General features: G+C 65.5%; 13 protein-coding genes. 2 read left to right on the top strand and 11 right to left on the bottom strand.

Annotated elements, in window-relative coordinates:
• Positions 1–49 precede the first annotated feature (49 nt).
• From WH265_RS01230 to mnmC, 6 genes are all read right to left on the bottom strand, one after another.
• The gene (locus tag WH265_RS01230; RefSeq protein WP_339557078.1) at positions 50–1,411 is read right to left on the bottom strand and encodes a sulfate adenylyltransferase subunit 1; all 1,362 of its coding nucleotides are present in this window, start codon (positions 1,409–1,411) and stop codon (positions 50–52) included.
• On the bottom strand, positions 1,411–2,343 hold the full coding sequence (gene cysD, locus WH265_RS01225; RefSeq protein WP_116923949.1) for a sulfate adenylyltransferase subunit CysD: 933 nt from the start codon (positions 2,341–2,343) through the stop codon (positions 1,411–1,413). Before cysD ends, WH265_RS01230 begins: the two co-directional genes overlap by 1 nt.
• 50 nt (positions 2,344–2,393) lie before the next feature.
• Positions 2,394–3,032 (bottom strand): phosphoadenosine phosphosulfate reductase domain-containing protein, encoded by a 639-nt coding sequence (locus WH265_RS01220; RefSeq protein ID WP_021025804.1) that lies wholly within the window; start codon positions 3,030–3,032, stop codon positions 2,394–2,396.
• Entirely contained in the window at positions 3,029–3,430 is a 402-nt protein-coding gene (locus WH265_RS01215; RefSeq protein ID WP_021025803.1) for a DUF934 domain-containing protein, read from the bottom strand. The genes WH265_RS01220 and WH265_RS01215 overlap by 4 nt, the downstream gene beginning before the upstream one ends.
• An 18-nt stretch (positions 3,431–3,448) precedes the next feature.
• Complete coding sequence (locus WH265_RS01210) at positions 3,449–5,248, bottom strand: nitrite/sulfite reductase (RefSeq protein WP_339557077.1); 1,800 nt, start codon at positions 5,246–5,248, stop codon at positions 3,449–3,451.
• Between the two features lie 334 nt (positions 5,249–5,582).
• Complete coding sequence (mnmC, locus tag WH265_RS01205) at positions 5,583–7,595, bottom strand: FAD-dependent 5-carboxymethylaminomethyl-2-thiouridine(34) oxidoreductase MnmC (RefSeq protein WP_339557076.1); 2,013 nt, start codon at positions 7,593–7,595, stop codon at positions 5,583–5,585.
• A 125-nt stretch (positions 7,596–7,720) separates the two neighbouring features.
• On the opposite strand from mnmC, the gene WH265_RS01200 reads away from it, so the two are divergent.
• Positions 7,721–9,022 carry a glutamate carboxypeptidase gene (locus WH265_RS01200; protein WP_339557075.1) on the top strand — a complete coding sequence of 434 codons (1,302 nt, stop codon included), beginning with the start codon at positions 7,721–7,723 and terminating at the stop codon, positions 9,020–9,022.
• 28 nt (positions 9,023–9,050) lie between these two features.
• On the opposite strand, the gene mmsB is transcribed toward WH265_RS01200, so the two are convergent.
• The 5 genes from mmsB to WH265_RS01175 all read right to left on the bottom strand — a co-directional run bounded on the left by mmsB (position 9,051) and on the right by WH265_RS01175 (position 13,825).
• Positions 9,051–9,950: a 3-hydroxyisobutyrate dehydrogenase gene (gene mmsB, locus WH265_RS01195; protein WP_339557074.1), complete on the bottom strand. Its 900-nt coding sequence runs from the start codon at positions 9,948–9,950 to the stop codon at positions 9,051–9,053.
• A gap of 76 nt (positions 9,951–10,026) precedes the next feature.
• The gene (locus WH265_RS01190; protein ID WP_339557073.1) at positions 10,027–10,518 is read right to left on the bottom strand and encodes a TfoX/Sxy family protein; all 492 of its coding nucleotides are present in this window, start codon (positions 10,516–10,518) and stop codon (positions 10,027–10,029) included.
• Positions 10,519–10,561: 43 nt separating this feature from the next.
• Positions 10,562–11,728: an acyl-CoA dehydrogenase family protein gene (locus WH265_RS01185; protein ID WP_339557072.1), complete on the bottom strand. Its 1,167-nt coding sequence runs from the start codon at positions 11,726–11,728 to the stop codon at positions 10,562–10,564.
• A gap of 97 nt (positions 11,729–11,825) precedes the next feature.
• Positions 11,826–12,233 carry a lysozyme inhibitor LprI family protein gene (locus tag WH265_RS01180; RefSeq protein ID WP_339557071.1) on the bottom strand — a complete coding sequence of 136 codons (408 nt, stop codon included), beginning with the start codon at positions 12,231–12,233 and terminating at the stop codon, positions 11,826–11,828.
• Positions 12,234–12,301: 68 nt separating this feature from the next.
• Entirely contained in the window at positions 12,302–13,825 is a 1,524-nt protein-coding gene (locus WH265_RS01175) for a CoA-acylating methylmalonate-semialdehyde dehydrogenase (protein ID WP_339537193.1), read from the bottom strand.
• A 196-nt stretch (positions 13,826–14,021) separates the two neighbouring features.
• Here WH265_RS01175 and WH265_RS01170 point away from each other — a divergent pair, with 196 nt between their 5' ends.
• Positions 14,022–14,630 carry a DUF6630 family protein gene (locus WH265_RS01170; RefSeq protein ID WP_339557070.1) on the top strand — a complete coding sequence of 203 codons (609 nt, stop codon included), beginning with the start codon at positions 14,022–14,024 and terminating at the stop codon, positions 14,628–14,630.
• Positions 14,631–14,678: the final 48 nt, after the last annotated feature.

The raw sequence follows: 14,678 nt of genomic DNA, 5'->3' as shown, positions 1-14,678 counted from the left end.
CCTAGCCGACCTCCGAATAACGTGGTTTTTAACTGCGGGACTGCTGGCTTTACTCCACCAGTACCGCAGCGGCCGTGCTGTTGGAGGCCGTGTCCACAAGGATCAGCGAGCCCAATTCACGTGAGTGCACAAAAGACGCTGCCGGAATCGCTTCTTGCAGGCTGATCTCCACCCGGCCAATGGCATTGGGTTCGAGCTGCTCGGCCGCCTGACGCTCCAAGGTGTTGATATCCAGACGGTTGAGCACCTTGCGCACCTTGGCCTTGATCCAGCGGCGGCCATGCAGCGCCCAGTACACGCGGCCGGCCAGCAGGGGCTCGTTGTCCATCCAGGCAATGGTGGCGGTGATCTCGCGCGTTGCGGGCCAGGCAGGCTGCTCGGCGGGGGTGTCAAAATCATCGTCGGCGGCATTGGTCGCAGCCGCTGCCGGGGCCGCAATGATCCAGTCGCCGCGCGAGACATCGACCTCGCGGTCCAGCACGATGCCGGCGCTCTGGCCTGCGCCGCGTGCGATGGGCTTGCGGGTGTGGTCCAGCACCTGGGCCACGCTGGCGCGCTGGCCGCTGGGCAGAATCTGCACCGCAGTGCCGGGCGCCACATCGCCGGTGCCTACACGGCCCCAGAAAATGCGGCGGCCCTGGTGGGTGTCGGCCGAGGCGGAGAACTTCTCCACCCATTGCACCGAAAACGCCAGCGGTTGACCAGCGTCAGCGGGCGTGGTGGGCAGCGTCTCGAGCAGCTGCAGCAGGCTCGGGCCCTGGTAGCCGGCCCAGTCAGGGTGCGCAGTCACCACGTTCCAGCCCTTCAGGGCCGAGACGGGAATAGTGGCTGCCACGGTGATGCCGGCCGCCTGGGCGAAGGCGGCCAGCGCATTGCGGATATTGGCAAAGGCCAGCGCCGGGTCGGCCACCGCATCGAGCTTGTTGACCGCAAACACCAGCGAGTGCACACGCAGCAGATGGGCCAGCAGGCTGTGGCGGCGGGTTTGGGGCAGCAGCGCGAGCTGGGGGTTTTGCCAGTCCAGCTTGGTGGCATCGACCAGCACCACGGCGGCGTCGGCGCTCGATGCAGCGGTCACCATGTTGCGGGTGTACTGCTCATGGCCGGGCGCATCGCCAATGATGAACTTGCGCGTTTCGGTGGCGAAGTAGCGGTAGGCCACATCGATGGTGATGCCTTGCTCGCGCTCGGCGGACAGGCCATCGGTGAGCAGGGCCAGGTCGGTCTCGCCGCTGCGCTGCACGCCGGCGAGCTGGTCTTGCAGCACCGATTTGCTGTCGACCAGCAGGCGGCCGATCAGGGTGGATTTGCCATCATCGACCGAGCCGCAGGTGATAAAGCGCAGCGCCGATGCGGTGTGCAGGTGGTCTTGGGCCGGGGCGCGCACGGCAGTCAGGGTATCGGTAGTCATCAGAAGTATCCGTCTTTCTTGCGCTTTTCCATCGAGGCATCGCTGGTCTTGTCGTCCATGCGGGTAGCACCTCGCTCGCTCACATCGGCAGCCAGCGTCTCCAGCACGATGTCGTCGGCCGAGGCCGCATCGCTGCTCACCGGGCAGGTGCAGGTGATGTCGCCGACGGTGCGAAAGCGCACGGTGCGGCTCTCGACGGTTTCGCCGTCGCGGGCCGGGGTGAGCGGCGTGATGGGCACGAGCAGGCCCTTGCGCTCGACCACATCGCGCTGGTGGGCGTAGTAGAGGCTGGGCAGCGCGATGTTTTCGCGGGCAATGTACTGCCAGACATCGAGCTCGGTCCAGTTGCTGATCGGGAACACGCGGAAATGCTCGCCCGGGGCCAGACGTGTGTTGAACAGGGTCCAGAGCTCGGGGCGCTGGGCCTTGGGCTGCCACTGGCCAAAGCTGTCGCGGTGGCTGAAGATGCGCTCCTTGGCGCGGGCCTTTTCTTCGTCGCGGCGGGCGCCGCCAATCAGCGCGTCAAAGCGGAACTCCTCGATCGCTTCGAGCAAGGTCACCGACTGGTGCACATTGCGCGATTCGCCGGGGTGGGCCAGGCGCACGGTGCCGCGCGCCATCGAGTCCTCGACGCTGCGCACGATCAGATCGGCACCCAGTTCCTTGGCGCGCAGATCGCGGAAATCGGTCACTTCGGGGAAGTTGTGGCCGGTGTCGATCATCAGCAAGGGGTAGGGGATGCGGCCGGCGCCAAAGGCTTTTTCGGCGCATTTGAGCATCACCAGCGAATCCTTGCCGCCGGAAAACAGCAGCGCTGGGCGCTCAAAGGCGGCTGCCACTTCGCGCAGGATAAAGATGGTTTCTTCTTCCAGCGCATCGAGGTGCTGGTTGCTCAGGTGGTTGAGCACATCGGTTTCAACACGGGCGTTCATATCGGATGGACTTTCTTGTCGGGCGGGCTGCATGCGGTCAGTGGGCGATATCAGTGCGCAATGTGCAGGCCGCATTCGCGGTTGTCTTCGCCCTTGGTGGGATCCACATAGTCGAAGTTGTTGGGCAGACCGTGTTGTTCGCAGTAGTCGTACAGATCCTTGGACGACCAGTGCAGCAGGGGTGCGACCTTGATGAGGCCATCGGGGTTCAGACTGACCGGATCCATCTGGGCACGCACGGCCGTGTCGGTGGCGCGCAGCGCGGTGAACCACACGCGCGGCTGGGTCTCGCGCAGCGCGCGGGCAAAGGGCTCGAGCTTGACCTCTTCGGTAAAGGCGGCGTGGCGCGGATCATCCAGCGCGGGCGTGGCGCCTTCAATGGCTTCGCGGTGGGCGCGCGAGCGGCGTGGCAGGTAGATCTGCAGGTTCAGCCCCAGCTGGCGCGTCACCTCGTCGGCAAAGCGGTAGGTGGCCTCGGTGTTGTAGCCGTTGTCCATCCAGACCACGGGCACATCGGGCTGGACCTGGCTCACCAGGTGCAGGATCACCGCTTCAAAGGGGCGGAAATTGGTGGTCACGATGCTGGTCTGGCCCAGCGACAGCGCCCAGCGCACCAGGGCTGCGGCGTCCTTGCCCAGCTCGGCATTCACGCGGGCCAGTTCTTGGGGGGTGAGGGTGGTCGTGCTCATGCGGCGGCCTGGTCAAAATGGGGCTTGGCTTCCACGTCGCCTTGGTAAAAACCGGCAAAACGCTCGAACTGGCGCGCGGCATCGGCCACGTCCACGCCTTCCTTGAGCACCGCGCTGCTGAAGCCGGTGCGGTGCATCTGCACCAGCTGGTCGATCAGCACATCGCCCAGCGCACGGATGTCGCCCTTGAAGCCACGGCGGCGGCGCAGCAGGTAGGCCTGGCTGAACGCGCGGCCATCGGTGAAAGACGGAAAGTCGAGGTCAATGCGCTCCACGCCATCAAGCGAGACTTGCAGCGCATCGGCATCGTTGGCCAGCAGCAGCACGCTGCGGTCGCCTTCGCCAGCGGGCTGGTGGTCGCCGGCGGCCAGGATCTGGAAATCGTTCGGAATGCTCATCGTTGTTCTGCTCAATGCTCAGGCTTGGGTGGTTTCTGCGGCGGTGTCAGCGGCTTCGGGCAGGCGGGCGGACTTGCCCGCTTCCTTGAAGGGGTCCAGGCCCACGCGGCGCACGGTGTCGATAAACAGCTCGCCGTTGCCCCGCAGATCGCGGTAGGCTGTCAGCACGGCTTCGATCACGCCGGGCACTTCGGCAGCGCTGAACGAGGGGCCAATGGCCTTGCCAGCCTGGGGCGCGCCCGACAAGGTGGCGCCGTCAGAGCCGCCCACGGTGATCTGGTACCACTCCTTGCCGTCCTTGTCGACGCCCAGGATGCCGATATGGCCGCTGTGGTGGTGGCCGCAGCTGTTGATGCAGCCGCTGATATGCAGGTCGATGTCGCCGATGTCGTCGAGTTCGTCCAGGTCCTGGTAGCGCTCGGTAATGGCTGCTGCAATCGGCAGGCTGCGGGCATTGGCCAAGGCGCAGAGGTCACCGCCGGGGCAGGCGATCATGTCGGTCAGCAGGTCCACATTGGTGCTGGCCAGGCCCAGGGCCTTGGCCTGCAGCCACAGCGCATGCAGCTGGCTCACATGCACCCAGGGCAGCACCACGTTCTGGTCGTGGGTCACACGGGCTTCGCCGGCGGAGAACTGGTCCACCAGCTGGGCCAGCGCATCGAGCTGCTCGCCCGAGGCATCGCCCGGCGCCTGGCCGACGCGCTTGAACGACAGCACCACCGCGCGCAGCTGCGGGTTTTGGTGGGCGCGCACATTGCGGCTCACCCAGCGGCCAAAGGCTGGCTCACGCACGCCTTGCTCGGTCAGCTGATGCTTGGCCTCGGTGGCGTTGACCTGCGGGTAGCCCGACAGGTCGGGGGCCACAAAGCAGGCCGCCACGCGGTCAAACTCGGCCTGGGGGATGGTGTGCGGGCCGCCATCAACCTCGACGATCTGGCGGAACTCTTCTTCCACCGAGTCGATATAGACCTGGCCCTCGGCCTTCACCAGGATCTTGATGCGGGCCTTGTACTTGTTGTCACGGCGGCCGCGCTCGTTGTAGACGCGAACAATCGCCTCGATGTAGTTGAGCACCTGGTTCCAGGGCAGAAACTCGCGGATCGGAGTGCCGATCACCGGCGTGCGGCCCATGCCGCCGCCGACAAACACCTTGAAGCCGATCTCACCGGCTTCGTTCTTCGTCAGGTGCAGGCCGACATCGTGCCAGCCAGTGGCGGCGCGGTCTTCTTGCGAGCCGCTGATCGCAATCTTGAACTTGCGCGGCAGGAAGGCGAACTCGGGGTGCAGGGTGGTCCACTGGCGCAGCACCTCGGCATAGGGCCGGGGGTCCACCAGCTCGTCCACGGCCACGCCAGCGAGCGCATCGGTCGTCGTGTTGCGAATGCAGTTGCCGCTGGTCTGGATGCCGTGCAGGTTGACGCTCGCCAGCAGGTCCATCACATCGGCGGACTTGGACAGCGGAATCCAGTTGAACTGCACATTGGTGCGGGTCGTGAAATGCGCGTAGTGCGTGGGCAGGTAGGTGGTGCCCATCGCGCCTTGGGTCTTGAGCGCATCCTGGTAGAGCTGGGCTTCGGGTGCGTCGTACTCGCGGGCAATGCGGGCCAGCACACGGATCTGGGCGGAGTTGATCTCGCCATAAGGCACTGCCACCCGCAGCATCGGTGCGTAGCGTTGCACATACCAGCCGTTTTGCAGACGCAGCGGGCGGAATTCTTCTTCACTCAGCCGGCCCGTTTCCCAGCGTTGGAGCTGGTCACGGAACTGGTCTGCTCGGGCCTGGACAAACTGGCGATCAAATGGGGTGTATTGGTACATCGTGGTGCGGAAGTTGCAGCTACCGAGCCCTGGTGTGCCCGCTGCCCCAATGGCGGCGGAGCTGGGCTGTTGCGATGTACTGTAAAAAAATTTCATATAAACTCAAACTACATTTTTCTCAGTCCTGTATGACATTGAGTTATATGAAAATGGCGAATGCTAGTGAGCAAATGGCATATGGGCGCAATAGGGCGCCCCAAAGACAGGGCGGAGCGGAGGTGGCGCTGCATCCGCCCCTCAGTCTAAAAAGGCATAGGGGGCGCCGCAGGGCATCCCATGGACAGGGCGGGGCGAAGACGGCATTCGCATCCGCCCCTCGCGCTAAAGCGCTCGCTTATTTGCAGTAGCGGTCGCTGGCCAGCGCCAGGGCCAGTGGGTTGGGCAGTGGCAAGGGCTCGGCATGCAGGCGGGCGGCCAGCAGCTCGGCGCAGAGCAGCGCCCAGGTGAGCCCGCGCGACCCCATCGCCGTGGCGACCCAAGGGCTGGTCAGGCCTTCAGGCAGCGCCTGGGCGGGCAGCAGCGGGCCCACCAGCGGCAGCCGGTCGGTCGATGCGCAGCGCAGCTGGGCCCAGTGCTGGGCGCGCGCAAAGGCCTGCGCATCCGGCCGGTGGCCTTCCGGCAGCAGGGTTTGCAGCTTGGCTCCATTACCGGCATGCGCTGCGGCGGCATCGTCGGCCGACGGCGGCAGTGCGACTTGGCCGCGCTCAAAGCTCGATCCCATGACCCAGGCCGCGTCTCCCGTCTGCCCAATGCGGAAATAGGGCACCCAGCTGCCATGGCCGTTGACCGGCTGGTGGGCCGCGGGCGCCTGGCCTTCGGCATAGCGGCCCCAGCTGACCTGGCCGCGAATGGTTTGCAGCGCCTGGGCAGCGGCCAGGCTTTGGCCGTTGATGCGGATGCTGGCCGATTGCGGCCCGGCGCAGAGGACGACCAGATCGGCCTGCGCCCATGGCTGGCCTTGGCCATCGCTCAGGCACCACTGGGGCTGGCCGTCTTCGCTTGCCAGCGCATCGAGCGCATGCACAGGTGCATCGCCGACAAAACGGATGCCCGGGTGGTCCAGCAAGGTCTGCACCAGCGCAGCCGGCCGCAGCCAGCCGCCGCGTGGGTGCCAAAGCGCGGGGGTATCGGCCGGCAAGCCCAGCGCTTCGAGTGTGGCGGCGCTGGCCTCTTCACTCCAGTCGGCCGCAGGCGCGGCCAAGGTGTCCTTCCAGGCGGGTGGCCGCTCATGGGCGCTGCGGCGCGTGGGCGCGGCTGCGAGGCTGTCGCTGAGGGCAGCGCTTTCATCGGGCGGGGTGGCGAGCTGGCGGCGCTCCAGCACCCCGGTCATCTCCCAATCCAGCCCTGCTTGCAGCAGCTGCTGCGCCCATTGCAGACTGCAGCGCTGGCCGGCACGGGTGATGCGCGAGAGGGGGCTGTCGTCGCTGCTGGTGTGGGGCGCAAAAATGCCGGCGGGCAGTGCGGAGGCACCGGCGGCCGGATGGCTGGCGGCATCGAGCACGGTGACCTGCCAGCCGCGCAGGGCCAGTTGGCGCGCGCAGGCAGCTCCCGCAATGCCCGCGCCGATGATGGCCGCCTGCCCGCCGCCGCCTGCCAGGCGCGCCGGCAGGGCCTGCGCGCCCAGCGGCCACAGCGGCGCCTTGCGGGGCTCCCACTGGGGAGCAAAGCTTGCCTGCAGGTTGTCGCGCTTGGGCGGCACGCCCGGCACCTTGCGCACTTCAAAGCCGCACTGGGCCAGGTCGCGGCGCAGCTGGGCGGCGATGGTCCAGGTCGCCAGCTGGGTGCCGCGCCGGGCGCAGCGTGCCACGGCCTTCAAGCTGTGCAGGCTCCACATATCGGGGTTGCGCGCGGGGCTGAAGCCGTCCAGGTAGATGCTGTCTGCCACCAGCTCTTGCTGGCGCAGCATGGCCTGGCTGTCACCAATCAGCAGGCTGAGCAGCACCCGGCCACCGGCCAGGCGCAGGCGGTGCACGCCCGGCAGCAGCCCCCACCACTGGGCGGCGAGTTCTTCGGCCAGCGGCAGCAGATGGGGAAACTTGCGCGCCTGCGCCAAGAGGTCAGCCGCCGCAATGGGAAAGGCCTCGGTCGAGACAAAGTGCAGCAATGCAGGGCGGGCCGGGTCTTGCTGCCAGGCATGCCAGGTGACCAGAAAATTGAGCCCAAAGCCAAAGCCGGTCTCCAGAATGCGCCACTGCGGCTGGCCGGCCCAGGCCTGGGGCAGACCGCAGCCGGCCAGAAACACCTGCTCGGCCTGGGCCAGTGCATGGGCGGCTTCGCTGTGGTAACGGTCAGCAAAGCGGGGGCTGTAGGGCGTGCCGTCGGCCATCCATTGCACGGTCTCAGTCATGGCTTGCAAAGATCATTTCTCAAAGAAGGGGGATTGTAGGGAGTTCAGTCCCAGCGCGCGGCGCAGCATTCCCTGGATGGCGGTTTTGTGACAATTTGTTGTCAAACCCGTACTATCATGGCCCCATGCCTGATCGACCGTCTGCCCGTTCTCTAGTCTCTCACTGCCTGTGGCTGGCGCTGGCCTGGACCCTGCCTGGCCATGCCCAACCACCCGCCCAAGCCCAGCCCGCCGTCTATGCCGCTGCGCAGGCAGAGCAAACGCCCATGCTGGCGACCTTGAAAAACCTGGTGCATATCGAATCGGGCAGCCGCGATTATGGCGGTGTCAGCTATATCGCCCAGGTGGCCGCCGAGCGGCTCAAAGCACTGGGCGGCGAGGTGCAGATCATTCCGGCCAGCGATGTGGTGCGGCTGGAAGATACGCCCGAGCAGGTCGGCCCCATGGTGCAGGCCGTCTTCAAGGGCCGGGGGCAGTCGCGCATCATGATGATTGCGCATATGGACACCGTCTACCAGCGCGGCGATGTGGACAAGCAGCCGTTCCGCATTGAGGGCGATCGCGTCTACGGCCTGGGTGTCGAGGACGAAAAGCAGGGCGTGGCGCTGGTGCTGCACAGCATCGCGATGCTGCAAAAGCTGGGCTATGACAGCTTTGGCGAGATCACCGTGCTGTTCAACAGCGATGAGGAGATCAGCTCGCCGGGCTCGCGCCGGCTGATCAGCGCACTGGCGCGCGACCAGGATGCCATCTTCTCTTTCGAGAGTGGCGGCCTGCAGGGCACCCTGCACCTGGCCACCAGTGGCATTGGCGCGATGTTCCTGGATGTGCAGGGCAAATCCTCGCATGCCGGGGCCAAGCCCGAAGCAGGGGTGAATGCGCTGTATGAACTGTCGCACCAGCTGCTGCAGATGCGCGACCTGTCGCAACCCGAAAACGGCCTGAAGCTGAACTGGACCATCGCACAGGCAGGCACCACCCGCAATGTGATACCGCCGCATGCGCAGGCCCAGGCCGATGCGCGGGCGCTGCGGGCTCAGGATTTTCAGGCGCTGCAGGATGCGGTGCAGGAAAAAATCAAGAACCGCCTGCTGTCTGACAGCAAGGTGACGGCCCGCTTTGAGCTGCGCCGCCCGCCGATGCAGGCCAGCGATGCGGCACGCCGCATTGCCGCGCAGGCCAAGGCCATCTACCAGGATGAGCTGGGCATACCGCTGCATGTGAACGATGTGGCGCTGGGCGGCGGCACCGATGCCGCTTTTGCCGCCCTCAACACCCGGGGTGGGGTGGTCGAGGGCATGGGCGTGTGCGGCTATGGCGCGCATGACATGTATGGCGAATACATCCTGCTGGACTGCATTGCGCCGCGCCTGTACCTGGTGGCGCGCATGGTGATGGCGCTGTCAGAGCCGCCGGCCACGCGCTGATCACCGGCCGCCGGAGCCGGGCTGGGGCTCAGCCCTTTTTCTGCAGCATCTTGATGACGCTGGAGAAGTCCTCTGCGCCATGGCCGGCAATGCTGTGCGCCGCATACAGCTGGCGCGCCATGCCGCCCAGCGGGGTGCTGGCCTTCACCGTCATCGCGCTTTCCTGCGCCAGGCCCAGGTCCTTGAGCATCAGGTCGGTGCCAAAGCCGCCGGTATAGCCGCGCGTGGCGGCGCTGGCCTCCTGCACGCCGGGGAAAGGGTTGTAGACCTCCAGTGCCCAGTTGCCGCCCGAGCTGCGGCGCATGATCTCGCTGAGCACCTTGGGGTCCAGGCCATTGGCAACACCCAGCGCAATCGCCTCGCTGGTGCCCACCATCAAAATGCCCAGCAGCATGTTGTTGCAGATCTTGGCGGTCTGGCCCGCGCCCACATCGCCGGCGTGGAAGATGTTCTTGCCCATTTTCTCGAGCAGCGGACGGGCACGCTCGAGATCTGCTGCGCTGCCGCCGACCATAAAGGTCAGCGTGCCGGCAATCGCGCCGCCGGTGCCGCCGGAGACCGGCGCATCGATAAAGCCAATGCCCAGCGCCTGCGCGGCCTTGGCCACTTTCTGGCTGGTTGCTGCCGCGATGGTGGAGCTGTCGATGATCAGCGCGCCCTTGGCGATGCCTTGCAGCAGCCCCGCCTGGCTGCCGTTGCCCAGAAACAGGCCTTCGACATGCTGGCTGGCGGGCAGCATGCTGACGATGACCTCGGCGCCATCGACGGCCTCCTGGGCGCTGGTCGCGGCGCTGCCGCCTTCTGCCACCACCTTGGCCACCGCTTCGCGGCTCAAGTCAAAAGCGCGGACCTGGTGGCCCGCCTTGGCCAGGTTGATGGCCATGGGCGCGCCCATATTGCCCAGGCCGATGAATGCGATAGTTGCCATATTTGTCTCCTTGAAGTGTTATTGCACAGGGTTGTTGGTTGGCATGGATAGGGAAAGACAGCGTCGGATTCATAGTTCAAAGATCGCTGTCAAACACGCTGTGGCGTTTGCGGGCGGCAGGCGTTGGGCCCGCATCGCCAGCCGCTTTGGCGGTTTTTGTTTTTTTCAGCGGCTTGGCAGAGGGGTCGGAAGCGGCCGCCTTGGGCTTTTTCTTCGGTGTGGCCTTGGCACGCGGGTTAAAGGCCAGCGCCGCATCGATCCAGTGCTGCCAGGCCTCACGCGTGGCATAGGCGGCGGGCCCCACCAGAAAATAGCCATCCATCAAGCCCTTGGACGACAGCGGCCGCACTCCCGGCAGTTCTGCCACCTGGGCATGGGTTTCAGGCGCAATGCGTACCAGCAGCTCGTCGTTCTCCACGCCCAGGCACATCTTGTCGTCCACCATGAACACATGGCAGCCGAACATGGTTTTCTCTTCCACCGAGACGCCCACGGCTTGCTCGGCCAGTGCCAGGCGCACGGCGTCGATGAGGCGCAGGGTTTCAGGGTCCAAAGGGCGGCGTGGCATGGTGGGAGGGTGCTTGGGCAGGAGGGGGCAAGGCAGCGCCTGCTCAGCGGATGGCCTCAGGCGCATCCCCATCGAGCATGCGCCGGGCGATGATGACCCGCATGATCTCGTTGGTGCCTTCCAGAATCTGGTGCACCCGGGCGTCGCGCATCAGGCGCTCGAGCGGGTACTCACGAATATAGCCGTAGCCGCCGTGCAGCTGCAGCGCATCGTTGCAGACATTGAAGCCCGCGTCCGTCGCAAAGCGCTTGGCCATCGCGCAGTAGGTGGAGGCATCGCGCGCGCCGGCATCGAGCTTGCTGGCGGCCAGGCGCACCATCTGGCGTGCGGCAACCAGCTCGGTGGCCATGTCGGCCAGCTTGAACTGCAGCGCCTGAAAACTGGCAATCGGCTTGCCGAACTGCTTGCGCTCCTGCATATAGCTTTGCGCCTGGGTGAGGGCGCCCTGGGCCGCGCCTACTGAGCAGGTGGCGATATTGATGCGGCCGCCGTCGAGCCCCTTCATCGCAATCTTGAAGCCTTCGCCCTCGCGGCCCAGCAGGTGGTTGGCGGGGATGCGCACATTGTCAAAGCTGATCACACGCGTGGGCTGGCTGTTCCAGCCCATTTTTTCTTCCTTCTTGCCGTAGCTGATGCCTTCCAGGTGCGCGGGCACGGCAAAGGCGCTGATGCCCGAGGCGCCCGATTGCGCGTCGCCCGTGCGGGCCATCAGTACCAGCATGTCGGTGGCGCCGGCCCCGCTGATAAAGGCCTTGCTGCCATTGATGATGTAGTCATGGCCGACCAGCTCGGCCCGGGTCTTGAGCGAGGCGGCGTCCGAGCCGGCACCGGGCTCGGTCAGGCAGTAGCTGGCCAGCTTCTGGCCGCTGGCAAGCAGGGGCCCCCACTCGTCGCGCACCGCATTGCTGGCCCAGGTGCCCAGCATCCAGGTCGCCATGTTGTGGATGGTGATGAAGGCGGTGGTGGAGGGGTCAACCGCAGCCAGCTCCTCAAACACCAGGGTGGCATCGAGCCGGGGCAGCGCCAGGCCGCCAGCATTTTCGGGGGCATACAGGCCGCAAAAGCCCAGCTCGCCCGCCTTGGCAATCGCCTCACGGGGAAAGACGGCCTCGGCATCCCAGTGCGCGGCATGCGGGGCGAGTTCCGCCTGGGCAAAGGCGCGTGCAGTGTCGGCAAAGGCGCGCTGGTCTTCTGATAGCTCGAAATCCATGGGCTGGTCTCCTGTCTCTTATCGTGCTGCGCCGGGCATGGAAGCCTGGGCAGCAGCGTTTTGTGGTGAACGCGGCTGGCTATGGTTTTTGCAGCAGCTAGTGCGGCGGGCCTTCATGCAGCCAGACCATCAACTCCTTCTTGCGCTTGCCGATTTCGGCCACCAGGCATTCGTGGTAGCGGCGCGGCCAGTCGGGCTGGGCCTCATGCGCGGCCTGCTGCTTCTTGCAGGTGGCAGCACGCTGGCGTATCCAGTCGTTCTGGTCACGGCGCAAGGCCGGACGCTCGTGCGCCGAGAGAATGCGCATCACATCGGCATACAGGATGTTGTTGTCGGTATCGGCTTGCTGAAAGGCCTGCACCGCGCAGGCATTGGTTTGCTCGGTATTGCCGCCGCTCACACAGGCCGCGCCGGCCTGGGCCAGCGCGGTCTGCGGGGCGAGGGCAGCCGAGGCTGCAAAAAACAGAGCCAGCAGCGCTGGGCGGAATGCAAGGAAATGAGGCATAGCCCAGATCATCGCCGCAAAACTGCAGCGGCCCGGAAAAGGCCCGCTGCAGTGCTCGCCAAGTCCGCTTACTTCAGGCTGATGGTGGTGTTCACCCCATGGGCGATGGTGCTGTCGTCAAACCAGCGGGCCGTCACGGTCTTGGTCTGCGTGTAGAACATCACCACCTGCTTGCCGTAGGGGCCCAGGTCGCCGAGCTTGGAGGCGCGGCTGCCGGTGAACGAGAACAGCGGCACGGGCACAGGAATCGGCACATTGATGCCGATCTGGCCGACATCGATCTCTTCCTGGAACTTGCGCGCAGCTGCGCCGCTTTGCGTGAAGATGGCGGTGCCGTTGCCATTGGGGTTGGCGTTGATGAAGGCAATGGCTTCATCGATATCGGCGGCCTCGGCAATGCAGAGCACCGGGCCAAAGATTTCCTGGTCATAGATGGCCATGCCGGGCTTGACGCCAGAGAAGACCGTTGGGCCGACAAAGTTGCCCTTTTCAAAGCCGGCGACGGCAGGCTTGCGGCCATCGAGCTCCAGCTTGGCGCCATCGGCAATGCCGCGCTCGATCAGGCTCTCCACCCGCGACAGCGCCTGGCAGGACACGACCGGGCCCACATCGGTACCGGACTCGGTACCGGCAGACACCTTCAGGGTCTTGGCCTTTTCGACCAGCTCGGGGATCCACTTCTGTGCCTCGCCCACCAGCACCACCACCGACAAGGCCATGCAGCGCTGGCCGGCCGCGCCAAAGGCCGCACCAGCGAGCGCGTTGAGCGACTGCTCCTTGTTGCAGTCAGGCAGCACGATGGCGTGGTTCTTCGCGCCCATCATGCATTGCACGCGCTTGCCGTTGAGCGATGCGCGGTTGTAGACATGGGTGCCGACCTTGGTGGAGCCAACAAAGCTGATCGCCTTGATATCGGGGTGGTCGCAGATCGCGTTGACCGCGTCTTCGCCGCCGTGGATCACGTTGAGCACACCCGGGGGCACGCCCGCTTCCAGGGCCAGCTCGCACAGGCGCATGGTCACCATCGGGTCTTGCTCGGAGGGCTTGAGCACAAAGGTGTTGCCCGTGGCAATGGCCATCGGGAACATCCACAGCGGGATCATGGCCGGGAAGTTGAAGGGGGTGATGCCGGCGCACACGCCCAGCGGCTGGTTCAGGGTGTAGGTGTCGACGCCATTGGCCACGTTGTTGGCCAGCTCACCCAGCTGCAGCGAGCCGATGTTGGCGGCATGCTCGACCACTTCCAGGCCCCGGAAGACATCGCCTTCGGCGTCGGGCAGGGTCTTGCCTTGCTCGGCCGTCAGGATGGCGGCGAGCTCCTTCATATTCTCGCGGATCAGCTGCTGGAGCTTGAGGAAGATGCGGGCGCGCACGCCGATGGGCGTCTTCTTCCAGGTCTTGAACGCTTCCTTGGCATTGGCCACCGCGGCGTTGATCTCTTCGGGCGTGGCAAAAGGCACGCGGGCCAACACCTGCTGCGTGGCAGGGTTGACCACGTCACGCCATTGCGTGGTTTTGGATTCGACCAGTTGGCCGTTGATCAGCAGCTTGACGGTCGGCGCCAAGGTGCTGGTGGATTGCGGTGCGTTCATGTTTTGTCTCCTGGGAATCTAGGGTAGAGAGAGGCGGCAGGTTGCCGCTGGGCAACGCACCGTTATGCACATGGTAGATGTGCGCATTCGCCCAAACAAGAGGTTGGCTGCACAGGGCTGTGCGGCGCTGCACATCCTCGGGGCTGCGGGTGGCCTGGTGCATACTGCGTCGATCACATGCAGCAGGGAGATTTCCATGGGTTGGTTGGACAGAATCGGTCAGCTGTTGGGCGCCAAGGCGCCTGTGCAGGGCGAACGCGCCGCGTCTGCGCCTGCGCCGGAGCCACCCGAGCCCACGATGGACGCATGGCAGGCCTTGTGCATGGCTCTCGGCCAGGCGCTGGCCTTGGACGATAGCGATGAACTCTGGGGCGAGCTGCGGCAGGCGATCGAGCAGCCAGCGCAGTACCTCGATCGCTTTGCCGATGAATGGGTCAACCGGGGCATGGACGAGCCCGCGCATGTGACGCCCTGGCTGGCGCTGGTCGAGGGCCTGCAGCGCCGCAAGCAGAACTTTGAGCTCGATTGGAAGCTGAACATGGATGACGCCATCTGGGCGCTGCAGCAGCTCCAGACCGTGCAGCAGCGGGGGCTGGACTTGCAGGCGCTGGCGGGCAGCCAAGCGCTGAACCACGAGGCCTTGCAGGCGGCGGGTGACTACCTGCGCAGCCAAGGCCTGAGCCTGGTCAGCTTCGACATCGATAGCGACAGCTATCCGCTGTCGGTGCTGGAGGCCAGCGCGGTTGCGCCTTTGCAGGCCTTGGCAGCGCGCGTAGGCGGTAAATTGCTGCCTTTGCACAATTAGTTGCGCAGCATAATAACCTTTTGCCCCTGGCTGGGCTGACGCTGTTTT

Source organism: Comamonas sp. MYb396, from assembly GCF_037479555.1.
In the GTDB taxonomy this organism is placed as follows: domain Bacteria; phylum Pseudomonadota; class Gammaproteobacteria; order Burkholderiales; family Burkholderiaceae_C; genus Comamonas.
Note: the sequence above shows the minus strand (reverse complement) of the source record. Positions and strands in the feature narration are given on the sequence as shown.